The sequence below is a fragment of the Paraburkholderia phytofirmans PsJN genome, assembly GCF_000020125.1.
GTDB lineage: Bacteria > Pseudomonadota > Gammaproteobacteria > Burkholderiales > Burkholderiaceae > Paraburkholderia > Paraburkholderia phytofirmans.
On record NC_010681.1, the window covers coordinates 4,022,024 to 4,047,914 of the forward strand.

The 25,891-nt window shown below is 63.7% G+C and carries 19 protein-coding genes; 7 read left to right on the top strand and 12 right to left on the bottom strand.

Translation table 11 applies throughout. The features are described 5' to 3' along the window. Positions 1-12 precede the first annotated feature (12 nt). The gene (locus BPHYT_RS17825) at positions 13-753 is read left to right on the top strand and encodes a response regulator (RefSeq protein WP_012434533.1); all 741 of its coding nucleotides are present in this window, start codon (positions 13-15) and stop codon (positions 751-753) included. Further along, positions 750-2,021, top strand: a complete 1,272-nt coding sequence (locus BPHYT_RS17830) for an ATP-binding protein (RefSeq protein WP_012434534.1) — start codon at positions 750-752, stop codon at positions 2,019-2,021. The genes BPHYT_RS17825 and BPHYT_RS17830 overlap by 4 nt, the downstream gene beginning before the upstream one ends. A 187-nt stretch (positions 2,022-2,208) precedes the next feature. Here the strand turns inward: BPHYT_RS17830 and BPHYT_RS17835 are convergent, their stop codons facing one another. After that, the gene (locus BPHYT_RS17835) at positions 2,209-3,159 is read right to left on the bottom strand and encodes a tyrosine-protein phosphatase (RefSeq protein ID WP_012434535.1); all 951 of its coding nucleotides are present in this window, start codon (positions 3,157-3,159) and stop codon (positions 2,209-2,211) included. 334 nt (positions 3,160-3,493) lie between these two features. On the opposite strand from BPHYT_RS17835, the gene BPHYT_RS17840 reads away from it, so the two are divergent. Further along, a complete protein-coding gene (locus BPHYT_RS17840; RefSeq protein WP_012434536.1) occupies positions 3,494-4,753 on the top strand; it encodes an MFS transporter in 1,260 nt (419 codons plus the stop codon). 17 nt (positions 4,754-4,770) lie between these two features. After that, positions 4,771-6,045, top strand: a complete 1,275-nt coding sequence (locus BPHYT_RS17845) for a D-amino acid dehydrogenase (protein WP_012434537.1) — start codon at positions 4,771-4,773, stop codon at positions 6,043-6,045. Positions 6,046-6,209: 164 nt separating this feature from the next. Here the strand turns inward: BPHYT_RS17845 and BPHYT_RS17850 are convergent, their stop codons facing one another. The 3 genes from BPHYT_RS17850 to BPHYT_RS17860 form a co-directional block, all read right to left on the bottom strand. Continuing rightward, positions 6,210-7,679: a glutamate synthase subunit beta gene (locus BPHYT_RS17850; protein WP_012434538.1), complete on the bottom strand. Its 1,470-nt coding sequence runs from the start codon at positions 7,677-7,679 to the stop codon at positions 6,210-6,212. Positions 7,680-7,800: 121 nt separating this feature from the next. Further along, positions 7,801-12,504 (bottom strand): glutamate synthase-related protein, encoded by a 4,704-nt coding sequence (locus BPHYT_RS17855; RefSeq protein ID WP_012434539.1) that lies wholly within the window; start codon positions 12,502-12,504, stop codon positions 7,801-7,803. A 294-nt stretch (positions 12,505-12,798) separates the two neighbouring features. Beyond that, entirely contained in the window at positions 12,799-13,506 is a 708-nt protein-coding gene (locus BPHYT_RS17860) for a transposase (RefSeq protein WP_012434540.1), read from the bottom strand. 187 nt (positions 13,507-13,693) lie between these two features. On the opposite strand from BPHYT_RS17860, the gene BPHYT_RS17865 reads away from it, so the two are divergent. After that, complete coding sequence (locus BPHYT_RS17865; protein WP_012434541.1) at positions 13,694-14,419, top strand: OmpW/AlkL family protein; 726 nt, start codon at positions 13,694-13,696, stop codon at positions 14,417-14,419. A 349-nt stretch (positions 14,420-14,768) separates the two neighbouring features. Next, entirely contained in the window at positions 14,769-15,149 is a 381-nt protein-coding gene (locus BPHYT_RS17875) for a DUF883 family protein (RefSeq protein WP_012434543.1), read from the top strand. Positions 15,150-15,274: 125 nt separating this feature from the next. Here BPHYT_RS17875 and BPHYT_RS17880 read toward each other — a convergent pair whose 3' ends face one another. From BPHYT_RS17880 to pilM, 7 genes are all read right to left on the bottom strand, one after another. Then, positions 15,275-16,480 carry a deoxyguanosinetriphosphate triphosphohydrolase gene (locus BPHYT_RS17880; RefSeq protein WP_012434544.1) on the bottom strand — a complete coding sequence of 402 codons (1,206 nt, stop codon included), beginning with the start codon at positions 16,478-16,480 and terminating at the stop codon, positions 15,275-15,277. A gap of 71 nt (positions 16,481-16,551) precedes the next feature. After that, positions 16,552-17,637 carry a 3-dehydroquinate synthase gene (gene aroB / locus BPHYT_RS17885; RefSeq protein ID WP_012434545.1) on the bottom strand — a complete coding sequence of 362 codons (1,086 nt, stop codon included), beginning with the start codon at positions 17,635-17,637 and terminating at the stop codon, positions 16,552-16,554. Continuing rightward, a complete protein-coding gene (locus tag BPHYT_RS17890) occupies positions 17,637-18,188 on the bottom strand; it encodes a shikimate kinase (protein ID WP_012434546.1) in 552 nt (183 codons plus the stop codon). The genes aroB and BPHYT_RS17890 overlap by 1 nt, the downstream gene beginning before the upstream one ends. Before the next feature lie 195 nt (positions 18,189-18,383). Beyond that, positions 18,384-20,159, bottom strand: coding sequence for a type IV pilus secretin PilQ (locus BPHYT_RS17895; RefSeq protein ID WP_012434547.1), 1,776 nt, complete (start codon positions 20,157-20,159; stop codon positions 18,384-18,386). Further along, positions 20,159-21,091, bottom strand: a complete 933-nt coding sequence (locus BPHYT_RS17900) for a hypothetical protein (RefSeq protein ID WP_012434548.1) — start codon at positions 21,089-21,091, stop codon at positions 20,159-20,161. Before BPHYT_RS17900 ends, BPHYT_RS17895 begins: the two co-directional genes overlap by 1 nt. Further along, a complete protein-coding gene (locus BPHYT_RS17905; protein ID WP_012434549.1) occupies positions 21,088-21,807 on the bottom strand; it encodes a hypothetical protein in 720 nt (239 codons plus the stop codon). Before BPHYT_RS17905 ends, BPHYT_RS17900 begins: the two co-directional genes overlap by 4 nt. Next, positions 21,804-22,796 (bottom strand): type IV pilus biogenesis protein PilM, encoded by a 993-nt coding sequence (gene pilM / locus BPHYT_RS17910; protein ID WP_012434550.1) that lies wholly within the window; start codon positions 22,794-22,796, stop codon positions 21,804-21,806. Before pilM ends, BPHYT_RS17905 begins: the two co-directional genes overlap by 4 nt. Before the next feature lie 254 nt (positions 22,797-23,050). Between pilM and BPHYT_RS17915 the strand changes: the two genes are divergently transcribed. Beyond that, positions 23,051-25,450, top strand: coding sequence for a penicillin-binding protein 1A (locus tag BPHYT_RS17915; RefSeq protein WP_012434551.1), 2,400 nt, complete (start codon positions 23,051-23,053; stop codon positions 25,448-25,450). A gap of 123 nt (positions 25,451-25,573) precedes the next feature. Here BPHYT_RS17915 and cyaY read toward each other — a convergent pair whose 3' ends face one another. Continuing rightward, positions 25,574-25,891 carry an iron donor protein CyaY gene (gene cyaY, locus BPHYT_RS17920; protein WP_012434552.1) on the bottom strand — a complete coding sequence of 106 codons (318 nt, stop codon included), beginning with the start codon at positions 25,889-25,891 and terminating at the stop codon, positions 25,574-25,576.

Here is a 25,891-nt window from a genome sequence, read left to right on the forward strand (position 1 = left end):
TAAAATTTCAGCATGAATCCACAGGTCCTTATCGTCGACGACGATCCGGTCGTACGCGATCTGCTTTGCAAGTTTCTGCAGTCGAACGGCTTTGACGCGTCCGTGCTCCACGACGGCACACACCTCCAGCGTCGGCTTGAACGCGAACGGCCGTCCGTCGTCGTGCTCGACATCATGATGCCGAACACCGACGGCTTGCGCGCGCTCACCGCGTTGCGCGCCGCCGGCGACGACATTCCGGTGATCTTCGTAACGGCGCGCGGCACGGTGGCCGACCGCATTGTCGGGCTCTCGCTCGGCGCGGACGACTATCTGACCAAGCCGTTCGATCCGCGCGAATTGCTCGCCCGCATCCACACCGTTTTGCGCCGGCGCGGGCCGTCCACCACGAGCGCGCCGGAAGCCCGCAAGCCGTATCGCTTCGGCCCGTTCGAGCTCGACTTCGCCACCCGTTCGCTGTGCCGCGACAACTCCAAGCTGCCGCTGCGCGACAGTGAGTTCGCGCTCCTGAAGATCTTCGTCAACAATCCGTACAAGGTGCTGTCGCGCGTGCTGATTCACGATCTCGTGCATCGCGACAATCTCGCCTTCCGCGACCGCAGCCTCGACGTGCCGATCTGGCGCCTGCGCCGCGTGATCGAAGACGACCCGTCCAATCCCTGCTACGTGCAAACGGTGCGCGGCAAAGGCTACGTCTTCGTGCCCGACGCCGACGGCACGCCCTTCGCCGACGAGGCCGCCTCAAGCGCATGAAAAACCCGCTGAACACGCTGTTCGGCAGAATGGCGTTACTCTCGGCGGCGGTGTTGTTCGCCATTCAGGCCGGCTGGTTCGTGCTGGTGGTGATGCAGCCGCCGCGCCATGAAATTGACGGCTTCGCGCGCGGCATTTTGCTGGTGCTGCAGGCCGTCAACGGCGAGCCGATGAAGGGCGCCGCGCTCGCGCCCGCCATGCGCGTGCACCTCGTGCCCACCTGGAACATGCCGGCGAGCGTGCATCTGCATAAGCCGACGCAGCATCCGCTGGAAGAGCTGAGCCGGCATTTGCGCGAAAATCTGCCGCCCGGCACGCAGATCGCCGTCGACGACCTACGCCCGCCGCAGTTATGGGTGCTGTTTCCCGGCAAGCCGAACTGGGTCGTGGTGCCGGTCGACGTGCCGCCGCGCCCGCGCTTTCTGATCGAATCGATTTCGATGCTGCTCGCCGCGCTGATCCTCTCGCTGTTCGCGGTCTGGCAGATGCAGCGGCCGCTCTCGCGCGTCGCCGATGCCGCGCGTGCGTTCGGTTCGGGCGGCCGTCCGGAACCCGTGACGGTGCAAGGCCCGCGCGAGTTGCGCGATCTGATCGGTTCGTTCAACGACATGATGCGGCGTCTGAACGAAGCGGGCGACGATCAGGCCGTGATGCTGGCCGGCGTCGCGCACGATCTGAAGGCGCCGCTCACGCGGTTGAAGCTGCGCGCGAGCGTGCTGGTCGCGGAAAACGAGCGCGCCGGCCTGATCCGCGACGTCGACTCGCTCACCAACATCGTCCAGCAGTTTCTCGAATTCGCGGGCCAGTCCGCCGACGCCGGGCCGCCGGTCGAAGTCGACGACTTCCTGCAAGAGCAGTTCTCCGCCAGCGACAGCACCGAAGCACCGCTCTTCACACTCGACCTGCGCGCCGGTTCGGCGTTCAAACTGCCGCGTACCCTGCTCGACCGGCTGGTCACGAACCTCGTCGACAACGCGCTCGAACACGGCGCGCCGCCGGTGGATATCGCCACCGCCCGTACTGACGGCCGTTGGGTGATCAGCGTGCGCGACCGCGGTCCCGGCATTCCGGACGACCGCATCGCCGCCGCCATGAAGCCGTTCGTCCGGCTCGACGCGGCGCGTGGCGGCGAAGGACATTGCGGCCTCGGGCTCGCGATCGTCGCGCGGCTCGCTCACGATCGCGGCGGACGCTGTCACGTGCGCAATCACGCGCACGGCGGTCTGGAAGTGCGGATCGAATTGCCGGTTGTACCGGCGTTGACGTGAGAGAGACGTGAGCGAGATTGGACGGCGCTTACGCGCCCTTACTGGATCGACCGTCGCAGGCGCGGCGGCTTTATAGTCGGCCTCGGCAACCTCGATGCCGCCCTTCTCTGTCCGCCCCGTCATTTAGGGCGGACTTTTTTTGCCCGCGTTTAACGTCTTCTGGCGCTCGGGTCGCCGCGTTGACGCCTCAGACCACGAGGCGGCTGTGCAAGGTGTCGATGGTCGTTTGCGAGACGCCGAGGCCTTGCGTCAGATAGCTCACCATCGTGCCGTAGATCGCCTGCACCTGGTCGAATCCCGCCTGCAGATAATTTTCCTGGACATTCATCAACGGCGCTTCGGCGGAAGCAATGGCGTCGCCGTCCTGTGCGCGCAACCTGTTGGTTTGCGTCTCGATCGACGGCGCCAGATAGACGTTGCTCAGCAGATAGTCCTGCATGATGACGTCGAGCGGAACGTTCGCAATGCTGAGCAGGAGCGCCGCGACCCAGCCGGCGCGGTCCTTGCCCGCGTTGGAGTGAAAGAGTTGCGCGCCGGGCCCTTCGGCGAGACTCGTCAGCAGTGCACCGTATGCGGCGCGCTGAGCGGCGCCGGTGACATAACCGCGCGCCTGCGATTCCATGAACGCGACGGCGGCGCCCGTCGTCTCGAAGTTTGGCGCGACGAAGTCAGCGATGCCGAGCACATTGAGCGTCTGGGTGGTCGCGCCGCTCGGCAGGATATCGGCGGTACGGGTGATTTCACCGGGCGTGCGCAGATCGTAGACAGAGGCAATGCCGAGCCGGTCGATCGTCGCCCGGTCGGTGGTGTTGAGTGTCAACGCGTTCGCGCGGTAGAACGCACCCCGGCGCATCTGTTTGCCGTCGACGGTCGGATATCCCGCGGCCGCGCCCGCCAGATCGCGGAAGTTATCGACCGATGCGAGACGCGGCGTGGCCGGCTGATCGGCGTCGAGGTTGCCGCCGCCACACGCGGACAGCAGCGAGCCGCTCATACCGGAAACCAGCAGCACGCTGGCCGAGCGCTTCAGAAACGCGCGGCGCGAGGCCAGCGGCGCCTCGTTCGAGAGTTGGCTTGCCCGCGGAAAAGTGCTCGCGGAGCGACGGGATGGCGAGCAGGTTTTTGCGGTAGCGGGCATCGGCGTGGCTGGCGCGGGCGTGAGTGGATAAGTCGCAGCATCGGCGCTGCGAGCGCAGTTTAACCATGCTCAATATCGTTTGGGTTACACGGTAGTAGTTGGTAAGGAAAAAGCGGCTCGCGCGCGTCGCCCGAACAGCGCGATCGCCAGCCTGGCCGCGGCATTGGCTTTTCCTCGCGCAGATTTCTCCGGCTTTTCATCTCTTATCGGTTTCTTACCGGTGCCTGCCATTTTTGACCACAACTGGCCGCACGACGCCCCATCCCCTTAGAATACAAACACCCCACATTCACGCCGACGGCAGGCCAACAAGCCCTGGAGACCACAACAAAACATGCCTTCTCTCCAATGGTTCACCGAACTGACCCAGCGCGAACGCCGCACGCTGTACGCCGGCTTCGGCGGTTACGCAGTCGACGCCTTCGACTTCATGATTTACTCGTTCCTCATTCCGACGCTGATCGCGACGTGGGGCATGACCAAGAGCGAAGCCGGCATGATCGCCACCAGTTCGCTGATCTCGTCGGCGGTGGGCGGCTGGCTCGCCGGCATTCTGGCCGACCGCTACGGCCGCATCCGCGTATTGCAGTGGACCATCGCCACCTTCGCGCTGTTCACTTTCCTGTCCGGCTTCACGCACTCGTTCTGGCAGTTGCTCACCACGCGCACGCTGCAGGGCATCGGCTTCGGCGGTGAATGGTCGGTCGTGACGATCATGATGGCCGAGACCATTCGCTCGCCTCAGCATCGCGCGAAAGCGGTCGGCACCGTGCAAAGCAGTTGGTCGTTCGGCTGGGCGGCCGCGGCCATCATTTACTGGGCATTCTTCGCGCTGCTGCCGGAGCAATATGCATGGCGCGCCTGCTTCTGGATCGGCCTGCTGCCCGCCGCATGGATCATCTACATTCGCCGCAACGTGAGCGATCCGGAGATCTTTCTCGAAACACGCCGGGCTCGGGAGAGCGGTTTCGACACCTCGCACTTCCTGCAGATCTTCTCGGGCGCCCACCTCAAAACCACCCTGCTCGGCAGCGTGCTGTGCACCGGCATGCTCGGCGGCTATTACGCGATCACCACGTGGCTGCCGACCTATCTGAAAACCGTGCGGCATCTGTCGGTGTTCAACACCAGCGGTTATCTGATCGTGCTGATCGTCGGTTCATTCACGGGGTATATCGTCGGCGCGATTCTGTGCGACAAGATCGGCCGGCGCGCGTCGTTCGTGCTGTTCGCGATCGGCTCTTTCGTGCTCGGCATGTTCTACACCATGCTGCCGATCACCGACGGCATGATGCTGGCGCTCGGCTTTCCGCTTGGCATCGTGGTGCAAGGGATTTTCGCGGGCGTGGGCGCTTACCTGTCCGAGCTTTATCCGAATGCGATACGCGGCTCGGGACAAGGATTCTGCTACAACCTCGGGCGCGGACTCGGTTCATTCTTTCCGATTCTGGTCGGTACACTGTCGCAAACCATGACGCTGGTGAAAGCGATGGGCATCGTGGCCGGCTCGGGCTATCTGCTCGTGATCGTCGCCGCGTTGTGTCTGCCCGAAACCAAGGGCAAGGTACTCGGCACGGCCCAGCCTACCGCCTGAATCCGCAGTACACACACATGAAAACGATTGTTCTGGGCGGCGGCGTGATTGGCGTCGCCACCGCTTTTTACCTGCGCCAGCAGGGCTGCGAAGTCACTGTGATCGAGCGCGAACCGGACGTTGCGCTCTCCACCAGTTTCGGCAACGCGGGGGTAATCGCGCCGGGCTATGTCACGCCTTGGGCCGCGCCCGGCATGCCAGCCAAGATCCTCAAATACCTGTTCAAGCCGGCCTCACCGCTGATCTTCCGCCCCACTCTCGATGCGGCTCAATGGCGCTGGATCGCGCGCTGGCTGCATGAATGCGATCTCGAACGGTTTCGCGTCAACAAGCAGCGCATGCAGCGCATTGCTTACTACAGCCGCGACTGTCTGCATGAATTCCGCGCCCGCTATCCCTTCGACTACGGCCGCAGCCAAGGCTATCTGCAGTTGTTCCGCAGCGAGTACGACGTCGAACTCGCGCAGCCGGCGCTCGCCGTGTTGCGCGACGCGGGTATCGCGCATCGGGAAGTCAGCGCGGCGCAGTGTGTCGAGATCGAGCCGGGTTTGAGCTGGGCGCGTCAGGCGCCGCTCTCGGGCCTTTATCTGCCCGACGACGAAGCCGGCGATTGCGCCCGCTTCACGCGCGAATTGCGCGCTATATGCGAGCGCAACGACGTGCGCTTTCGCTTCGATACGCGGGTGACGTCGCTCGATGTGCACGGCGGGGCGGTGCGCGCGGTGCGTATCGAGAGCGAACGCGGCGCCGAGATGCTGTACGCGGATGCCGTGGTGGTGGCGCTGGGCGTCGACAGCGCGGGGTTGCTCGCGCGGCTCGGCGTGAAGGTGCCGCTTTATCCGGTGAAGGGCTATTCGGCGACGCTACCCGTCACCGATGAAGAAAAAGCCCCGCGCGGCGCGCTGATGGACGAATCGCTGAAGACGGCGATTACGCGATTCGGCAACAACCTGCGGGTGGCCGGCACCGCGGAACTTGGCAATCGCCAAACCACCTTGCGCGAACAGGCCTTGCAAACGCTGATGAAAGTGCTCAACGACTGGTTCCCTCACGCGGCCAATCCCACGTCCGCGCATTTCTGGGTGGGACGCCGTCCAATGACACCCGACGGCGCGCCGCTGCTCGGTCCGTCCGGCGTGGAAAAGCTGTGGCTGAACCTCGGACACGGCTCGACGGGCTGGGCAATGTCGATGGGTTCGGGACGCGTGGTCGCGGACCTGATCACGCACCGCAAGCCGGAGATCGATCTCGACGGATTGACCTTGGCGCGGTATCGCAAGTCACGCGGCTAATACTGCATCGAGAGGACATGTAAAAAGCCGGGTCACCCTCTCAGGTGCCCGGCTTTGTTTTTTACCGCTTGATGCACCGCTGACGCGGCACATTGTCGTCTCCACCTCTTCCTGCAAGCAGTAGCCGGTTTCCATGCATCAGCACGAAAACCAACCGGAGACGTTTAACGCGGCAGTTCCGAATGGCCCATCAGGAACGCATCAACCGAACGCGCGCACTGACGGCCTTCACGAATCGCCCACACCACCAGCGATTGACCGCGGCGCATGTCGCCCGCGGTAAACACCTTGTCCACCGAGGTGTAATACGCCTTCTCACCTTCGGTCGAGGCGCGCACGTTGCCGCGATTATCCTTGTCGACACCGAACGCTTCGAGCACCGGCGACACCGGTTGCGTGAAGCCCATGGCGAGCAGCACCAGATCGGCCTTCATTTCGAATTCGGAACCCGGCACTTCCTGCATCTTGCCGTCCTTCCATTCGACGCGCGCCGCGATCAGCTTCTCGACCTTGCCGTTCTTGCCTTCGAGGCGCTTGGTCGCGACCGCCCAGTCACGCGAGCAGCCTTCGTCATGCGACGACGACGTGCGCAGCTTGATCGGCCAGTACGGCCACACGAGCGGCTTGTTTTCCTCTTCCGGCGGCTGCGGCAGCAGTTCGAATTGCGTGACGCTCTTCGCGCCATGACGATTCGACGTGCCCACGCAGTCCGAACCCGTATCGCCGCCGCCGATCACGACCACATGCTTGCCCTTCGCGAGCAACTGGTTCGCGACCTTGTCGCCGGCATTGACCTTGTTCTGCTGGGGCAGGAATTCCATCGCATAGTGGATCCCTTCCAGCTCGCGGCCCGGCACCGGCAGATCGCGCGGCGTTTCCGAACCGCCGGCGATCACCACGGCGTCGAACTCTTCCTTCAGTTGCTCCGGCGAAACGGTTTCCTTCGCCGTGTTGCCGATATGTGCCGGCAGCGAATCCGCGCGGCCGATGAACACGCCCGCGCGGAACGTCACGCCTTCGGCTTCCATCTGACGCATGCGGCGATCGATCAGCCACTTCTCCAGCTTGAAGTCGGGAATGCCATAACGCAGCAAACCACCGATGCGGTCGTTCTTTTCGAACACGGTGACATCGTGCCCCGCGCGCGCGAGTTGCTGCGCGACGGCCAAACCAGCGGGGCCGGAACCGACCACGGCGACCTTCTTGCCGGTCTTGTGCTTCGGCGGCTGCGGCGCAACCCAGCCTTCGGCCCAGGCTTTGTCGATGATCGCGTGTTCGATCGACTTGATGCCGACCGGGTCGTCATTGATGCCGAGCGTGCACGCCGCTTCGCACGGTGCCGGGCAAATGCGGCCCGTGAACTCGGGGAAGTTGTTCGTGGAGTGCAGCACTTCAATCGCGTTCTTCCAGTCCTGATGGAACACCAGGTCGTTGAAGTCCGGGATGATGTTGTTCACCGGGCAGCCGTTGTTGCAGAACGGAATGCCGCAGTCCATGCAACGTGCGCCTTGAATCTTCGCTTCGTCGTCGGTCAGTGCGGCGACGAATTCCTTGTAGTGCTTCACACGCGTGAGCGGAGCTTCGTACGCCTCGTGGCGGCGCTCGAACTCGAGAAAACCGGTTGCCTTGCCCATGTGGTTCTCTTCTCTATCTGTATCTAGGGGTGATCTGGACCCGCCGCGTCGCAACGTTGAACGGTCGCGCGCGGCGGGTACGGCTTGTATGTGACGTCTTCGGCTTGAGGCCGGTTGCGAATCAGGCGGCGAGCACTTCCTTGTTCGCCTTCTTCGCCGCCATTTCGCCCAGCGCGCGCTTGTATTCGGTCGGGAACACCTTCACGAATTGACGGCGCGACGCGTCCCAGTTTTCGAGCAGCGCCTTGGCGCGCGGCGAACCCGTGAACTGGAAGTGACGCTCGATGAGTCCCTTGAGCAGCGCTTCGTCGGTCGCGCCGGCGTGCCACAGGCCCTTGTCGACCGTGCGTTCTTGTTCGGCCGTTTGCAGGACCGGATCGAGCGCAACCATCGACTTGTTGCACTTGCCCGCGAACGAGCTGTCCGGGTCGTACACGTAGGCGATGCCGCCCGACATGCCGGCCGCGAAGTTACGGCCTGTTTCGCCGAGCACGACCACCGTGCCGCCCGTCATGTATTCGCAACCGTGGTCGCCTGTGCCTTCGACAACCGCCGTTGCGCCGGAGTTACGCACGCAGAAGCGCTCGCCGGCGACGCCACGGAAGAACGCTTCACCTTCGATCGCGCCGTACATCACCGTGTTGCCACAGATGATGTTCTCTTCCGACTTGCCGCGGAAATCGTTGGTCGGCCGGATGATGATGCGGCCGCCCGAGAGGCCCTTGCCGACGTAGTCGTTGCCGTCGCCGACCAGATCCAGCGTGACGCCTTTCGCGAGGAACGCGCCGAAGCTTTGACCCGCGGTGCCCTTCAACTGGATATGGATCGCGTCGTCGGGCAGGCCGTCGTGGCCGTACTTCTTCGCGATCGTGCCGGACAGCATCGCGCCGACCGTACGATTCACGTTGCGCACCGGCTGGATGAACGAGACGTGCTCGCCCTTCTCGATCGCTGCCTTCGCCTTCTCGATCAGCGTGTGGTCGAGTGCCTTGTCCAGACCGTGATCCTGCACATCGACATGCTTGCGCGCCACTTCAGCCGACACTTGCGGCAGATAGAACACGCGCGAGAAGTCGAGACCCTTGGCCTTCCAGTGCTCGATGCCCTTCTTCATATCGAGCAGTTCGGCGTGGCCGATCAGGTCGTCGAACTTGCGGATGCCCAGTTGCGCCATGATTTCGCGCGCTTCTTCCGCAACGAAGAAGAAGAAGTTCACGACGTGTTCCGGCTGGCCCTGGAACTTCGCGCGCAACACCGGATCTTGCGTCGCGACGCCGACCGGGCAGGTGTTCAGATGGCACTTGCGCATCATGATGCAGCCTTCCACGACCAGCGGCGCCGTCGCGAAACCGAACTCGTCCGCGCCGAGCAGCGCGCCGATCACGACATCGCGGCCGGTCTTCATCTGACCGTCGGCCTGCACGCGGATACGGCCGCGCAACTGGTTCAGCACCAGCGTTTGCTGCGTTTCGGCGAGACCGAGTTCCCACGGCGTGCCGGCGTGTTTCACCGACGACAGCGGCGACGCGCCCGTGCCGCCGTCATGGCCGGCGATCACGACGTGGTCGGCCTTGGCCTTGGCGACACCCGCGGCAACCGTACCGACGCCCGACTCCGACACAAGCTTCACGGAAATGCTGGCCGCCGAGTTGGCGTTCTTCAGATCGTGGATCAGCTGCGCCAGGTCTTCGATCGAGTAGATGTCGTGGTGCGGCGGCGGCGAAATCAGGCCGACGCCCGGCACCGAGTAACGCAGCTTGCCGATGTAGTCCGACACCTTGTGGCCCGGCAACTGACCGCCTTCGCCCGGCTTCGCGCCTTGCGCCATCTTGATCTGGATCTGATCCGCCGACGCGAGGTATTCCGCGGTCACGCCGAAACGGCCCGACGCCACCTGCTTGATTTTCGAGCGCAGCGAATCGCCTTCTTTCAGCGGAATGTCGACGATCACTTCGTCGCCGATCACCGACTTCATGGTGTCGCCGTTCTTGATCGGAATGCCGCGCAGTTCGTTGCGGTAACGGTTCACGTCCTCGCCGCCTTCGCCGGTGTTCGACTTGCCGCCGATGCGGTTCATCGCGACCGCCAGCGTGGCGTGCGCTTCAGTCGAGATCGAGCCCAGCGACATCGCGCCGGTGGCAAAACGCTTGACGATTTCCTTCGCCGATTCGACTTCGTCGAGCGGGATGGCCTTGGTCGGATCGAACTTGAATTCGAACAGGCCGCGGAACGTCATGTGACGCTTGGTCTGATCGTTGATCAGATGCGCGTATTCCTTGTACGTCTGATACGAGTTGCTGCGCGCCGAGTGTTGCAGCTTCGCGATCGCATCGGGCGTCCACATGTGTTCTTCGCCGCGCACGCGATAAGCGTATTCGCCGCCCGCGTCGAGCATGTTCGCGAGGACCGGGTTGTCGCCGAACGCGTCGCGATGCAGACGGATCGCTTCTTCCGCGACGTCGAACAGACCGATGCCGCCCACCTTCGACGACGTGCCCTTGAAGTACTTCACCACCAGGTCTTCAGCCAGGCCGACCGCTTCGAAAATCTGCGCGCCGGTGTAGGACATGTAGGTCGAAATGCCCATCTTCGACATGACCTTCATCAGGCCCTTGCCGACTGCCTTCGTGAAGTTGTAGACCGCCTTCTCCGCCGACAGGTCGCCCTTCAGGCCGGACGCGAGCTGGCTCAGCGTTTCCATGGCGAGGTACGGGTGCACGGCTTCCGCGCCGTAGCCCGCGAGCAGCGCGAAGTGGTGCGTTTCACGCGCCGAACCGGTTTCCACGACGAGGCCCGCGCTGGTGCGCAGACCATGCTGCACGAGGTGCGTGTGGATCGCGGCGGTAGCCAGCAGCGCCGGGATCGCGACGTTGTCGCGGTCGGTCTTGCGGTCCGAGACGATCAGCATGTTGTAGCCGGACTTGACGGCATCGACGGCTTCCGCGCACAGAGACGCGAGGCGCGCTTCAATGCCTTCCTTGCCCCACGCCACCGGATAGCAGATGTTCAGCTCGTACGAGCTGAACTTGCCGCCCGTGTACTGATCGATTGCGCGGATCTTCGCGATGTCCTTGAAGTCGAGCACCGGCTGCGACACTTCGAGACGCATCGGCGGGTTGATGTTGTTCGTGTCCAGCAGGTTCGGCTTCGGACCGACGAACGACACCAGCGACATCACCATGTTTTCGCGGATCGGGTCGATCGGCGGGTTCGTGACTTGCGCGAACAGCTGCTTGAAGTAGTGATACAGCGTCTTGTTCTTGTTGGACATGACCGCCAGCGGCGAGTCGTTGCCCATCGAGCCGACGGCTTCCTCACCGGCTTGCGCCATCGGCGCCATCAGGAACTTGAGGTCTTCCTGCGTGTAGCCGAACGCCTGCTGGCGATCCAGCAAAGCAGCGGCTTCGCGGCGCTCCGTCGCGACGTCTTCGGCCTTCGCCTCGATTTCGTCGAGCTTGATGCGCACGGCGTCGATCCAGCTCTTGTACGGCTTGGCGTTCGCGAGGTTGTCCTTCAGTTCCTTGTCGTCGATGATCCGGCCGTGCTCCATGTCGATCAGGAACATCTTGCCCGGCTGCAGACGCCACTTCTTGACGATCTTCGACTCAGGAATGGGCAGCGTGCCGGCTTCCGACGCCATGATGACGAGGTCGTCGTCCGTGACGATATAGCGCGCCGGACGCAGGCCGTTACGGTCGAGCGTCGCGCCGATCTGACGGCCGTCGGTGAAGGCGATCGCAGCGGGGCCGTCCCACGGCTCCATCATCGCGGCGTGGTATTCGTAGAACGCGCGGCGGTTGTCGTCCATCAGCGTGTGCTGTTCCCAGGCTTCCGGGATCATCATCATCATTGCGTGGACGAGCGGGTAGCCGGCCATCACCAGCAGTTCGAGACAGTTGTCGAACGAGGCGGTGTCGGATTGGCCCGGATAGATCAGCGGCCAGAGCTTCGGCAGATCGTCGCCGAGCACGTGCGAGGCGATCGCGCCGGTACGGGCGTTCAGCCAGTTGACGTTGCCCTTCACCGTGTTGATCTCGCCGTTGTGGGCAATCATGCGGTACGGGTGAGCCAGTTCCCACGCGGGGAAGGTGTTGGTCGAGAAGCGTTGGTGCACCAGCGCCAACGCGGAGACCGTGCGGTCGTCCTGCAGGTCGCGGTAGTACACGCCGACCTGGCCGGCCAGCAGCAACCCCTTGTAGACAACAGTGCGCGCCGAGCACGAGGGCACGAAGTATTCCTTGCCGTGCTTAAGCTTGAGCGCCTGAATGCGGTGGCTCGCGGTCTTGCGGATGATGTACAGCTTCCGCTCGAGCGCGTCCGTCACCATGATGTCCTTGCCGCGGCCGATAAAGATCTGGCGGATCAGCGGCTCGCTCGCCTTCACGGTGGGCGAAATCGGCATGGTGTGGTCGACCGGCACATCGCGCCAACCCAGCACGACCTGGCCTTCTGCCTTCACCGTGCGTTCCAGTTCCTGTTCACAGGCCAGACGCGAAGCGTGTTCCTTCGGCAGGAAGACCATGCCGACGCCATATTCGCCGTGCGGCGGCAGCACCACGCCCTGCTTGGCCATTTCCTCGCGATAGAAGCCGTCCGGAATCTGGATCAGGATGCCCGCGCCGTCGCCCATCAGCGGATCGGCGCCGACGGCGCCCCGGTGGTCGAGGTTCTCGAGGATCTTCAGGCCCTGCTGGATGATCTCGTGGCTTTTCTTGCCCTTGATGTGAGCGACGAAGCCGACGCCGCAGGCGTCGTGCTCGTTTTGCGGGTCGTACAGACCTTGCGCGGCGGGAACCGGGTGAGTCGGTTGCTGGTGGTCGTTCATGGGGACACCGTCTGTGAGGGGCCGGACAGGCCGTTAAACCGTTTTTCTATTGCCGCAGTGCGATTCACAACCGCGACGGCGCGCTCGATGCTCGATGCTACCCGCGTCAAAAAGCGCCGGAATTCGGAATATACGCGACGAATCAATGGAATAGCAAATAAAACGTGATCATTGAACCCCAATTATCAAGTTGGTGCATTGCGGTGTATTTTTATTGGTTCCACATCAAAGTGGGGCAAAAGAAAACGGCATGCGAAGATGCCGTTTCACTGCAGCCCTTTGATCCGAAACGCTTTATTGCTGCTGCGGCGTCTCGCGCACCTTGCGCGGCCGCCCGCGTGGCAGTGGCGACACACGCCGGTTGGCGGCCCGCGCCGCCCACTCGCGGTACGTCTCGCTGCCCAAAACCCAGCCCTTCAGCGTGGCCTGCTGAAGCTGGCTGGCTTCGCGTTCGTCGAGCGGCTGCTCGCACAGTTCGCGGTAAGCGCGCTGGCGTTCGAACGGAGTATTGCCGAGCGACCAGTACAGCGGGTGGTCGGTGATCAGGCTGTCGAGCGTCAGGCCGATGTGATGGCGGTAGCTCGACCAGCGGTAGTCTTCCGGCGCGCTCACGAGTCCCGCGCGGACCGGACACATCTCGACCACGCGGCTCGCCAGCAGAAAGTAGCGCTCGCCTTCGATCACCGTAGCTCTGTAGCGCCCTTCCCACAACGTGCCACGGCGCGCGTAGCGCCTGTTAAAGTGCGCCACGTAACGGCGCCCAACCGCCTGCATCGCCTTCGGCAGACTCGACTCCTCCGTCGGCGTAACGAGCAGCTGCACCGCACCCGGCATCAACGCGTATGCGTGGATGGACAAGTGGTGATCGCGCGAAGCCGCTTTCAAACAATCGATGAAGAGCTCGTAGTCCTGGTCGTCGACGAAAGCGGGCTGCTGATCGAGCCCGCGAAGGATGACGTGCTGCGGCTGGTCAGGGACATAGAGACGTGCAAGCCGTGCCATGCTGGAGTATCCAATAGTCGCGTTGGTACATACCCGAAGGTCCGAAGAACCGCATGCGCTCAAGCTTCGGCGCCATGCGGCAGAGCCAGAAACCACGCGGCGCTTAGGGAGAAAGCTCTAACCGCCGCGTATGGTTTGTTTCAAACGTTGTAGTCATAATGAGCGGGCCTTTTTTGGAGGAGCACATATGAAATTAAAACAGGCCGTAACGGGGATCGCGGCGCTAGCCTGCATGACAACGGCAGCACACGCGCAATCGGCCGGTAGCTTTTACGTCACCTCGGGCTGGTTCCATCTAGCGCCTCAATCGAGCAGCGACCCGCTGAAAGTGACGAGCATTGGGGGCAGCCCGACCAACATCACCGAAGCCAACACCGGTGCAAAACTGGATTCCGCCGACACCATCGGCTTTACCGCGGGTTACTTCGTCACCGATCACATCGCGACCGAATTCGTGATCGGCGTGCCGCCCAAGTTCGACCTGGAAGGCTCGGGTAGCCTCGCCCAGTTCGGCAAGCTGGGGCAGGCAAAACAGTGGAGCCCGACTCTGCTGTTCAAGTACTACTTCAATGCTCCGACCGCTGCATTCCGCCCGTACCTCGGCATCGGCGTGAGCCGGGTTTCGTTCACCGACGAAAAGATCACCAACAGCGCGTTCGAGGCCAATGTCCTGCATGGTCCGACCACTGTTACTACGGATAGTTCGTGGGAGCCGGTGTTTAATGCCGGCTTCACTTACGCATTCACCCAGCACTGGTTCGCGGGCGTATCAATTTCTTACCTGCCGCTCAGCACCACCGCCAAGCTCAACACCGCGGCCAACACGCCGGTGGGCACGTTGAATGTGCAATCGGAAACCAAGATCAAACTGAACCCGATCGTCACCTACGTCAACATCGGTTACCGTTTCTAACGCTTCCGGAAATTAGGGGCCGTAGAGCTAGGGTAGTCGAATTTTCGTGGCTTGGACAACGCCGTCATGCATCCAATGGCGGCGTTTTTATTTTGTGCACGCTTCATGGAGGCTGGGTCGGCGATCATGGAAGCCGCGCGCGCATCATTGTCGGCGTTTGTAAATTTGACCCAGAATTGCGCCATGATGTGCAATACCTGCTGATGAATCTGCGTTCGAGCCACGGTGGCTAGGGCCTGCAGGGTTTGGCACCGAAGTTGCGTTCGCATGGTGTTTCCCGCGTCGCGACGTGATACTGCGTCTTCGTGACAACGCGCGGGACCCTTTTCACCTCATCGACGGAGCGACCATGACTGCACTTCCGAATACGCGAGACGCCCTCGGCGAATCCTGGACCAGCACCAGCCGCCGTGCGCGGCGTATCGCTCGCCACAGCCGCCACGCAGCCGAAGATATCGCAGGCGAACTGCGCACGCTAATGTCGGAACTCGAATCCACGCTGGCGGATGGCACCCAGGCCGACGCGGTGGCGTTGCGCGGCAAACTTCGTAAGCAACTCGACGTCGCGCGCGCCCGCCTGAACGATACGCGCGATGCCGTGCGTGAACGCGCCCAAGTGGCGGTGGCGGACGCCGACGATTACGTGCATGAGAATCCGTGGCAGACGATTGCGATCGTCGGCGGCGTCGCGCTGATTGCGGGCGCGCTGTTCGCGTCGCGGCTGCGTTAAGGCGTCTACCGCGGGCGTCTACCGCGCGAAGCTGCCGCCGATCGGCGGCGGCTTGCCGCAGGTGTTTTATACGACGCGTTGCACTCGCGCCGGCTCGCGGCCGGCGCTAATTTGTGCCGCGCTGCTCAGTTGTCGTCGATCACGAACAGCCGCTGGTATTCCTTGACCGCGTAGCGATCCGTCATCCCCGCGATGTAGTGGGCGATCAGACGCGGTTGCTGCGTCGCGTCGCTTGACTGGTAACTCGGCGGCAGAAGCCGCGGATCGTCCGTGAACGCGTCGAACAACCCGGCGACGACGCGGCGCGCCTTGTTGGCCATACGCATCACGCGGTAATGGCGATACAGGTTCTTGAACAGAAAGCGCTTGAGCGCCGCAGCCTGCGCGGCAGTCTCTTCGCTGTGCGCGACGAGCGCGGGCGATAGGCGCACGGCGTCGAGCGACGCCGGCGCGTGCAGGTCCAGATTCAACCTGGTCGTATCGATCAGATCGACTATCAGCGTATTGATGATGCGGCGCACCGTTTCGTGAATGAGCCGCCGCCCTTCGATCTGTGGAAAATCGCTGCGCGCCGTTTCGTAGTGCACCTGCCACAACTCCACTTCGGCGAGTTGTTCGACGGTGAGCAGGCCCGAGCGCAGACCGTCGTCGACGTCGTGATTGTTGTATGCAATCTCGTCCGCCACGTTCGCGATCTGCGCCTCGATGGACGGTTGCCGGCCTTCCAGAAAGCGCTCGCCCAAGGCGCCGAGCCGCCGCGCGTTCTCGCGTGAGCAATGCTTGAGAATCCCCTCACGGGTTTCGAAGCACAGATTCAGGCCGTTAAACGCGCCGTAGTGCTCCTCCAGATCATCGACAACCGCCAGGCTCTGCAGATTGTGCTCGAAGCCACCGTGCTCACGCATGCATTCGTTGAGCGCGTCCTGCCCAGCATGGCCAAACGGCGTATGACCCAGGTCGTGGGCAAGGGAGATGGCTTCGACGAGATCTTCGTTCACCCGCAGATTGCGCGCGACCGACCGCGCGATCTGCGCGACTTCCAGGCTGTGAGTCAGACGCGTGCGAAACAGGTCGCCCTCGTGATTCACGAACACCTGAGTTTTGTACTCGAGCCGGCGGAATGCCGTCGAATGGACAATGCGGTCACGGTCGCGCTGGAATTCGGTACGCGCGCTGGGGGCGGCTTCCGGATAGCGGCGACCGCGCGATTGCGCGGAATGCGCCGCGTACGGCGCGAGATGCGCTTCGAGTGCTTCCTGCGAAGGCACGCTGATTGGCGCCGTGCCTGCCGCCGATTCATGCTTTACATCGTCGCTGCGCCTGTCAGTCACCGGGTTCTCCGAAACATGGGCGGCGCCTCGTGACGCGAGTGCGTGCTGCGTTGCTGGATGCCCCGCGAGACTCAGACGGCGGCGGCCAGCGTGGCGTGCACCTCGGCGTCGGGCGCCTGGGTGATCAGCGTCTCACCGAAACGCTTCAGCAGAATGAATTTGATCGCGCCGGCTTCCGCCTTCTTGTCGACCCGCATGAGTTCGACATAACGCGAGTCGCCGAGCGCGGGCGCGCGGGTCGGCAAATGCGCGGCGACGATGACGTCGACCAGACGCTTGCGCGCGGCCTCGTCGAGATAGCCAAGGCGTACGGACAGATCCGCCGCCATCACCATCCCGCAGCCCACTGCTTCACCATGCAGCCACTCGCCGTAGCCGAGGCCGGCTTCGATCGCATGGCCGAAGGTGTGGCCGAAATTGAGGATGGCGCGCAGTCCGCCCTCGCGCTCGTCCTGTGCGACCACCGACGCCTTGATTTCGCACGACCGCTTGACCGCCTCGGCCAGCGCTTCGGGTTCGCAGCGGTTCAATGCCTCGATATTGGTTTCGATCCAGCGAAAGAAACCCGCGTCGGCGATGGCGCCAGTCTTGATCACTTCGGCGATGCCGGCCGCCAGTTCACGCGGCGGCAGCGTGCGCAGCGCGCCGATGTCGGCGATCACCGCCTGCGGCTGGTAGAACGCGCCGATCATGTTCTTGCCGAGCGGGTGATTGATGCCCGTCTTGCCACCCACCGACGAATCCACCTGCGACAGCAACGTGGTCGGCACCTGAATGAACGGCACGCCGCGCATGTAGCAGGCGGCCGCAAAACCCGTCATGTCGCCGATCACGCCGCCGCCCAACGCGATCAACGTGGTCTTGCGATCGGCGCGGCCGCCGAGCAGCGCGTCGAAAATCAGGTTCAGGGTTTCGAGATTCTTGTACGCCTCGCCATCCGGCAAGACGACCGTGGACACCTGCTTGCCGAGCGGCGCCAGCGCGGCGCGCAGCTTGTCGCCGTACAGCGGATCGACCGTGGAATTGGTGACGATGGTGACCGAACTACCGGCGATATGCGGCGCGAACAGCGCGGTCTGGCCGATCAGATCGGTTCCGATATGGATAGGGTAGGCGCGCTCGCCCAGTTCGACGTTGACGGTATTCATACGGTCCATTATGACGCAGGATGTTTGGCGACGCCGGCCATCTCGAGCTGCATCAGAACCATGTTGACGAGTCCGTTGACCGAAGGTCGGCCGGTTTCGATCACGAAATGCGCGCATTCCCGGTATAACGGATCGCGCACTTCGTAGAGTGCTTCGAGACGCGCTTTGGGGTCTTCGGTCTGCAACAGCGGACGATTCTTGTCGCGCCGGGTGCGCAGCCACAGGTCGTGCGGATTGGCTCGCAAATAGATCACCACTCCGCGATTTTGCAGCGCTTCGCGGTTTTCCGGCCGCAGTATCGCGCCGCCGCCGGTGGCGAGGACGATACTGTCACGTCCGGTCAGGTCGGAAATCACGCTGGCTTCGCGCTCGCGAAATCCCGCTTCGCCCTCCAGCTCGAAGATCACCGGGATGCGCGCGCCCGTGCGCGCCTCGATTTCATGGTCGGAATCGAAGAACGGGCGATCGAGACGGCGCGCAATGGCCCGGCCCACGGTGGTTTTCCCTGCCCCCATGAGCCCTACGAAAAATACATTGGCGTGTGCGTCCCGCGCTTGCAACGGTGTCCTCTGGCTAATCCGGTTTGGTTCGTGCCGCAGCTTACTGGCAAAGCGGCTGCCTTGTCGAGCCTGCGCCCCGCCTGAGTGCGCCCTCAGCCCTGTCGCTTCGCGCCAAGCCCGTTAATAGGGCGACTGGCGGAGCGGAAAAGCTGAGGCGGTCCGGCGCGCTCTTAAAAAGGCGGCGGCAGCGTGCCCCTAATTTGTCTGAACGACGCGCGGCGTAATGAAAACAGCCAGTTCGCTGCGCTGGTCGCGATGAGCCCGATGGCGGAAAAGCGCACCCAGAACCGGTATTTTGCCCAGGACCGGAACCCGCGTCACATCGTCCCGGTCGTCGGTCGCATAAATTCCGCCGATCGACACCGTACCACCATCCTCGACCTCGACGCGCGTTTGCACGTGCTTGGTGTTGATCGCGGGCCCGGCGTCGGTCTGTTCGCCGACGCTGTCCTTGGCGACGTCGAGGTCAAGCACCACCCGGCCGTCCGGCATGATTTGCGGCTCGACCTCCAGTTTGAGCGTGGCGCGGCGAAACTGCACGCCCGACACGCCTTGCCCCACTTTCGCCTGATACGGCAGCTCGGTGCCCTGCTCGACGACCGCTTTCATCCGGTCGGCGGTGACCACGCGCGGACTCGAGACAATTTCGCCGCGCCCCTGCGCTTCCAGCGCGCTCAGCTCGATGTTCAGCAGCCGCGTCGCGCCGGCGGCGAACAAGGTCAGGCCGGCAGTCGCGACATCGAAGCCGGAAATCGGGCGCGCCGACAGATCATAGCCGGCGTCGGTCAAGCCTTTCGCGGTGCCGTCGGCGTTGGTGGCCGCCATGGAGAGCTTCACGCCGAGATTGCGCGAAAACCCATGTTCGCCCTCGACGATACGCGCTTCGATCAACACCTGGCGCGTGGGCCGGTCGACGGAAGCTAGCAGCGCGGCTATCTGCGCGAGGCGCCCTTCGAGATCGGTCACGAACAGCAGATTGGTGCGCGGATCGGCAGTCGCGGCACCACGCTTGGACAACACGCGCTGGGCGCCCGAACCGGTCAGCAGACGCCTGACGTCTTCGGCGTGCGCGTAGTGCAGTTCGAAAGTGCGGCTCGCGAGCGGTTCGAGATCGGCGGCCCGGGCGTGCGCTTCGAAGCGCTGCCGTTCGCGCGCGGCCAGATCCGCGATCGGCGCGACCCAGATCACGTTGCCGTGGCGCTCCATCGCGAGCCCGTTGACGTCCAGAAGGGTGTCGAACGCGGTGCGCCATGGCACCTTGTCGAGCCGCAACGAGACGGCGCCGCGCACTCTCTCGCTCGCAACGATGTTCAGCCCGGTGAATCGGGCGAACGCACTGAGGACGGCGCCGAGTTCGGCACGCTGGAAATTCAGCGAGATCGGTTTGTCGTCGGGGGCGAGGACCGCGTCGGCGGCGCTGCGTGGCGCGTTGCTCAGGCGCGCGAGCGGCGGCAGCGGCACCGGCGGACCTTCGAGCGCGGCGGTGCCGGTCGCATCGGCGCGAGCCGACGCAGCGAACTGTCTTCGCAGCGGCACGGAGCCGTCGAAATCGGCGTCGGGGTCCTCGCGAGTTGGAGTGATGGATTGCCTTCGCGACTGCGACTGTAACTGCAGCAAGCCCTCGGCATCATCGGCGGCAGGTTCGTCCGTGCGAGTATTCGCCGCTGTCGCGCTGCTCATACGCGACGCGTCGCGATCGTCTGCGGAATCCTGACGAAACGGATTGGGCACCTCCTCCGCGGAAACGTCGCGCGGCAGCGGCGGTGTGCCGTTGTACGAAGCATCGCGTGGCGATACCGCGTCGTCGAACGGCATGTAGGCGGGCAACGGCGGCAACGGTGGAGTCGACGCCCGCGTGACGCCGGCGCCCAGCGCCGCGCCAAAACACAGGCTGAGACCGACTATCAGACGAGGCGACACACGTGTATCGGCACTCGACACGGCAATAGAAAATAGCTTCGCCAGTCTCATCAGGAAGCCTCCGTCAGCGCCAGCGTGCGTGTCGCGCCATCCCTTGCGAGCGTAATGCCAGACGCGTCCAGCTTCGTGACGCGCTCGGCGCCGATCCGCTCCCCGGGTTTGACGCTCGTCACGCCGTCCGGCGTATCGAGCACCGCCAATCCACGCGTGCGATCGCTCAGCAATCCGACCAGACGCAGTGGCGAGCCATCGGGCGAATCGCCGGCGGCCTGCATCTGCGGCTGCGAAAACGGATCGAAGAAGACAACCTCTTCGTCGTCGTCCGAATCGACGCTGTCGTCATCGAGTGCCTCCACAGAGTTTGCCAACGATGCCGGCCGCAGCGCGTCGAACACGCGCAGCGTGGCGCTCACCGACAACGCCGCGACATCCCGCTTGACGGTCACATCGACGGGTACGATCAGCACCGGCAGATCGGACAGTCCGCGCAGAAATGCCATCAGGTGAACGAAGTCCGTGCGCGCCGTCAGTTGCAGCGGACGCATACTCTCGACGCCCGCGCCGCTCACTGCGCCGGGTTCCACCGCCAGCAACGCGACGTTATTTTGCGCAGCCAGTTCGGAGACGACGCGGACGTCGTCGGCGGAACTCCACGGCCCTAATGGACGCGCAGTCGAAGCAGCGACCGGCATGGCCGCAGCTTCGCGGCGCAGCGCAGGCAGTTGCGCAAGCGCAAGCCGCGCGTTCGCAAGACGCAAGCGACTGGCCTCCAACGCCGCACGGCTCGCTTCGACGCCACCGAGATCGGCCACCACCCAGCCATGCGCGCTCAAACCGAACACCACGACGGCAATCATCAACGCGACCAGCCAGCGGCGGCGCCGGCTCCATGCACCGAGCGGCACGCGCACGCGCTTCATCCAATGGGAAAGAAAAAGCCGCGCGTTTGCCGCGCCGCCGAACTCGACAAAGATCGTACTCATTTCGCACCTCTTGATTGTTCAGACTTCACAGGACGCTGCGTGGCGGACCCAGCCAGGCGAGCCGCTTTTTGCGCCGGCTCGTTCCAACGCAGATGCGCGCCGAATTCGATCGGACCGCCAAGGCTCGCCTGTGCAACCGCGCCGCTGCGCGGGACCGAACGATGCAGGTCGCTCACTTCCGCCCCCTTCACGCCACGGATCGCACTCAAGCGCTTGAGCCACTCGGCCGAAGCGAGATGCCCACGCGACGTCGCCAGCAACTCGGTCTCGTCTTCGCGCTGACGCAACTGCTGCAGCACTACGCCGTCGCCCGGTTCGAAACTCAACGCGTCGAGCAGATCGCGTAGGTGTACGAGCGGTTCCGACAGGCTTTTCGCGCGGGCGCCGTTCTGCCGCTGTTCGTCTCGCGCGCGCAGCAACGTGCTGTGCTCGGCGAGCGGCGCCGATAGCTGCGTGAACGTGTGTTCGACCGCCACGCGCTGTGCCTCGAACCGCGCGCTCTCGATTGCCTGCCACGCGCCCAACACGAAGATGGCGGCCAAACCGGCGCAGACCGCCGCTATCCATTCGAGCACGCGCCGCCGGCGCGCGAGCCTCGCGTCGCGTTGGCGATAAGGCAGCAGATTGAAACCGCCGAGCCTGGATCGCGCGAAGCACGCGCCGCGTTCCGGCGCTCGCGTGTTCGAGGCCGTGGCATGCAACAGGCCGCCCGTCATTCGAGCACCCCGCGCAACGCAAGTCCGAATGCGACCGCGCCTGACGGTTCGAGCAACAGCGAATCGTCCAGGGGTCGAGCGAAGCCGCCGAGCGTCGCGCATTGGAACGGCAGCACCGAGCAGCCCAATACGTCCGCGATATCCGCAGTCGAGAAACCCACGCCGCCGAGCAGATCCACCTCGCCGCTCACCAACGCGCAATCGAGTTCCGGGCCGTGCGCCAGATCCCGCAACGCATCGGCGAGGTCGGTGTGTTCCGGCGCCGGGTAGCGCATTTCGCGGGCGACGATGTCGTCCACGATGCGCCAGCCATACACGCCGTCCGTGCCGATCCACAACGCGACATAGGGCTCGTGCGGATCGAGCTCGTAACTCGCCGCGTAGCGCATGGCGCGCAACGCCGCATGCGGCTCGCCGTCGATGGCCGTGAGCGAGATGCCGGCAATCGCCGCGCATTCGATTCGCGCTTCGAGATGTTGCCGCGCGGTGGCGGCGATGGTCACGGAGCGGACCGGCGCATACGCTTCGTCGAGATACCAGTCGACAGCGAGCGCATGCCGCTCGAGGCCCGCGATGCGCTCGACTTCGCTCATCACCGCCGGCTCCAGTTCAGCCAGTTGATGCCCGCCGTCTTCCGAACAGCCGCTCTGCGCGGCAAGCCGCGTGAGCGGCACAGTGGTGGTCATGGTGGCCGATGCGGGCAGCGCCATCGCGCACCGCAAGGCCTGCGTCGCGCATGCATGCGGCAGATCGGCGAACGCGTCGCGCAACGCACGCGCCACCGCGTGGCGGTCGGCGATTTCGCTGCCGGCCATCGCACCGGCGACAAGCGGGACCGTGCTCGCGTATTCGATATGCAGCGCGCCTCGCGAGCGCGCGCGCTGACTCAGCACGACCAGACGCACGGTCTGCGAGCCAACATCGATCCCCGCAGCAAAACGCTGCGCACCCGGTTGCACTGCCTGAAGCCAAGATCTTCTCAACGCCATGACGCCCTCCCTCTGACTCACGCGACGAACCATTCGAACGCAAGTGATGAGGAAGAATTGTGCGTAGCCGCGCCGCCGCGCGACACTCAGCCAAACGGCTAACGTTGAGCAACGCACGACCTGTACGCCATCAAAGCGACTACAGTGAAGTCATTCCCGTGCGGCGCGCAGACTTGTCAAGAAGTGTCAGTAAGCATGCCGAAAGCTGAAAAGCGAGGCGGCTATAATCGCGGGACTGCTTTTTTGGTGCCTACATGCAATCCACGTCTTCTACGTCCCCGCCGCCCGCGCCTAAAAAGCGCAAACGCCCGTTGTGGCTGAAGCTCATCCTGGGCTTCGTGGGTCTGATCGTCGCAGGCATTCTGTGCGTGCTGCTGGTGCTCGGCTATGCGCTCGTCGTCGCCACGCCCAACCTGCCGTCGCTCGATGCGTTGACCGACTACCGGCCGAAGGTGCCGCTGCGCATCTATACGGCCGACCATGTGCTGATCGGCGAATTCGGCGAGGAACGGCGCGACATCGTCCATATTCAGGATGTGCCCGATAGTCTGAAGAAGGCGATCCTCGCCATCGAAGACGCGCGCTTCTACGATCACGGCGGCGTCGACCTCACGGGCATTGCGCGCGCGGGCTTCGTCGCGCTGACCAACGGCCACGCCACGCAGGGCGCAAGCACGATCACCATGCAGGTGGCGCGCAACTTCTTCCTCTCGAGTGAAAAGACCTACACGCGCAAGATCTACGAGATGCTGCTCGCGTACAAGATCGAGTCGAAGCTGTCCAAGGATCAGATTCTCGAGGTGTACATGAATCAGATCTATCTCGGTCAGCGCGCCTACGGGTTTGCGAGCGCGGCGCGCGTATATTTCGGCAAGGACCTGAAGGAACTGACGTTGGCGGAATCGGCCATGCTGGCCGGCTTGCCGAAGGCGCCGTCAGCGTATAACCCGGTCGTCAATCCGAAGCGTGCGAAGGTGCGTCAGGAGTACATCCTGCAGCGCATGTACGAGTTGCACTACATCACGCAGGAACAATACGACGAAGCGAGCAAGCAGCCGCTCGTGGTCAAGGGCGCGGGCAAGGAATTCAGCGTGCACGCGGAGTACGTCGCGGAAATGGTGCGTCAGATGATGTACGCGCAGTATCGTGAGGAAGCCTATACGCGCGGCCTGAACGTGGTGACCACGATCGATTCTGCCGATCAGGACGTCGCATACCGCGCGCTGCGCAAAGGTCTGATGGACTACGAACGGCGTCACGGCTATCGCGGTCCGGAGGCGTTCATCGATCTGCCGTCAGACGCCGACGACCGCGAGCAGGCCATCGACGACGCGCTGCTCGAACACCCGGACAACGGCGAGATCATTGCCGCCGTGGTCACCGCGGCGAGTCCGAAGCAGGTGCAGGCTGCTTTCATCGACGGCAATGTCGCGACGATCCAGGGCGACGGCCTGCGCTTCGCGCAGTTCGCGCTCGGTCCGCGCGCGCAGCCGAATCAACGCGTGCGGCCCGGCGCGATCATCCGGCTCGTCAAGAACGACGATGGCAACTGGTCGATCACGCAATTGCCGCAAGTGGAGGGCGCGTTCGTTTCGGTGATCCCGCAAGATGGCGCGATCCGCGCGCTGGTCGGCGGTTTCGACTTCAACAAGAACAAGTTCAATCACGTCACGCAGGCGTGGCGTCAGCCGGGGTCGAGTTTCAAACCGTTTATCTATTCGGCGTCGCTCGAAAAAGGACTCGGACCGGCGACCATCATCAATGACGCGCCGCTCTTTTTCAGTGCCGCTGAAACGGGCGGCCAGGCGTGGGAACCGAAGAACTACGGCGGCGGCTTCGACGGCCCGATGACCATGCGCACCGCGTTACAGCGCTCGAAGAACCTGGTGTCGATTCGTATCCTGAACCAGATCGGCACGAAGTACGCGCAGCAGTACATCACGCGTTTCGGCTTCGACGCGGATCGTCACCCGGCTTATCTGCCGATGGCGCTGGGCGCCGGTCTCGTCACGCCGTTGCAGATGGCGGGTGCGTTCTCGGTGTTCGCCAACGGCGGCTATCGGATCAATCCGTATCTGATCGCCGAAGTCACGGATCAGCGCGGCATGGTGGTCGCCCATGCGCAACCGCTGGTCGCCGCGCAGAGCGCGCCGCACGCGATCGAGCCGCGCAATGCGTACGTGATGAACAGCCTGCTGCAAAGCGTCGCGCAACGCGGCACGGGCGCCAAGACCAACGTCTTGAAGCGCACCGATCTCGCCGGCAAAACGGGCACGACCAACGATTCGCGCGACGCGTGGTTCGCCGGTTATCAGCACACCCTCACTGCGATTGCGTGGATCGGCTACGACAACCCGCGCAGTCTCGGCGACAAGGAAACCGGTGGCGGCCTCGCGTTGCCGGTGTGGGTCGAATACATGGGTCGCGCGCTGAAGGGTGTGCCGGAGTACAAGATGCCGAAGCCCGACGACGTCACGGAAATCGGCTCGGAGCTTTATTTCGACGACTTCACGCCGGGGAATGGTTTCGTTGCCACGGTCGGCGTCAGTCAGGCGACACTGGATGCGCAGTCGAGCGCTGCGTCGGCCGCCGCGCCTGAGCAGGTCGGCGAGCAGGAGAAGCAGGACATCATGAATCTGTTCCGCGGACACTGACGCCCGCGCTTACACAGTCCAGCAGAAAAGCAAATGGCCGCGCTAAATGCGCGGCCATTTGCTTTGTGCGATCAGGGCGAATCGATTCGGCCGCTTTGGCGGCGCTCGCCCGATCGGCGGATCTTACGCTTTGAAGTGAACCGGCTCGCCGGCCTGCTGCGTTGCGTACTCCGACAAGGCAGCGAAAAACTCGGTGCCGCTGCGCGTATCACGCCATTCGCCATCGACGAAACGGAAGTGGAAACCGCCCGCTTTCGCGGCGATCCAGATCTCGCTCATGGGCGGCTGAAGGTTGACGATAATCTTCGTGCGGTTCTCGAATTCGAGGGTCAGGACGTTGCCGCTGCGCTCCAGTTCGATGTCGGCATCCGTGTCGTCGAGCGCGCGTTCGATGGCGGCTAGCGCGGCTTCCGCGCGGGTCAGGTATTCACTATCGGACAT

Bases quoted from the DNA above. Each gene is read 5' to 3' on its own strand.
- BPHYT_RS17840 (WP_012434536.1), top strand. From the start codon at position 3,494: ATGCCTTCTCTCCAATGGTTCACCGAACTGACCCAGCGCGAACGCCGC.
- aroB (WP_012434545.1), bottom strand. From the start codon at position 17,637: ATGGACCGTATGAATACCGTCAACGTCGAACTGGGCGAGCGCGCCTAC.
- BPHYT_RS17905 (WP_012434549.1), bottom strand. From the start codon at position 21,807: ATGACGGGCGGCCTGTTGCATGCCACGGCCTCGAACACGCGAGCGCCG.
- BPHYT_RS17865 (WP_012434541.1), top strand. From the start codon at position 13,694: ATGAAATTAAAACAGGCCGTAACGGGGATCGCGGCGCTAGCCTGCATG.
- BPHYT_RS17850 (WP_012434538.1), bottom strand. From the start codon at position 7,679: ATGGGCAAGGCAACCGGTTTTCTCGAGTTCGAGCGCCGCCACGAGGCG.
- BPHYT_RS17845 (WP_012434537.1), top strand. From the start codon at position 4,771: ATGAAAACGATTGTTCTGGGCGGCGGCGTGATTGGCGTCGCCACCGCT.
- pilM (WP_012434550.1), bottom strand. From the start codon at position 22,796: ATGGCGTTGAGAAGATCTTGGCTTCAGGCAGTGCAACCGGGTGCGCAG.
- BPHYT_RS17875 (WP_012434543.1), top strand. From the start codon at position 14,769: ATGACTGCACTTCCGAATACGCGAGACGCCCTCGGCGAATCCTGGACC.
- BPHYT_RS17855 (WP_012434539.1), bottom strand. From the start codon at position 12,504: ATGAACGACCACCAGCAACCGACTCACCCGGTTCCCGCCGCGCAAGGT.
- BPHYT_RS17830 (WP_012434534.1), top strand. From the start codon at position 750: ATGAAAAACCCGCTGAACACGCTGTTCGGCAGAATGGCGTTACTCTCG.
- BPHYT_RS17860 (WP_012434540.1), bottom strand. From the start codon at position 13,506: ATGGCACGGCTTGCACGTCTCTATGTCCCTGACCAGCCGCAGCACGTC.
- cyaY (WP_012434552.1), bottom strand. From the start codon at position 25,891: ATGTCCGATAGTGAATACCTGACCCGCGCGGAAGCCGCGCTAGCCGCC.
- BPHYT_RS17835 (WP_012434535.1), bottom strand. From the start codon at position 3,159: ATGCCCGCTACCGCAAAAACCTGCTCGCCATCCCGTCGCTCCGCGAGC.
- BPHYT_RS17895 (WP_012434547.1), bottom strand. From the start codon at position 20,159: ATGAGACTGGCGAAGCTATTTTCTATTGCCGTGTCGAGTGCCGATACA.
- BPHYT_RS17915 (WP_012434551.1), top strand. From the start codon at position 23,051: ATGCAATCCACGTCTTCTACGTCCCCGCCGCCCGCGCCTAAAAAGCGC.
- BPHYT_RS17900 (WP_012434548.1), bottom strand. From the start codon at position 21,091: ATGAGTACGATCTTTGTCGAGTTCGGCGGCGCGGCAAACGCGCGGCTT.
- BPHYT_RS17825 (WP_012434533.1), top strand. From the start codon at position 13: ATGAATCCACAGGTCCTTATCGTCGACGACGATCCGGTCGTACGCGAT.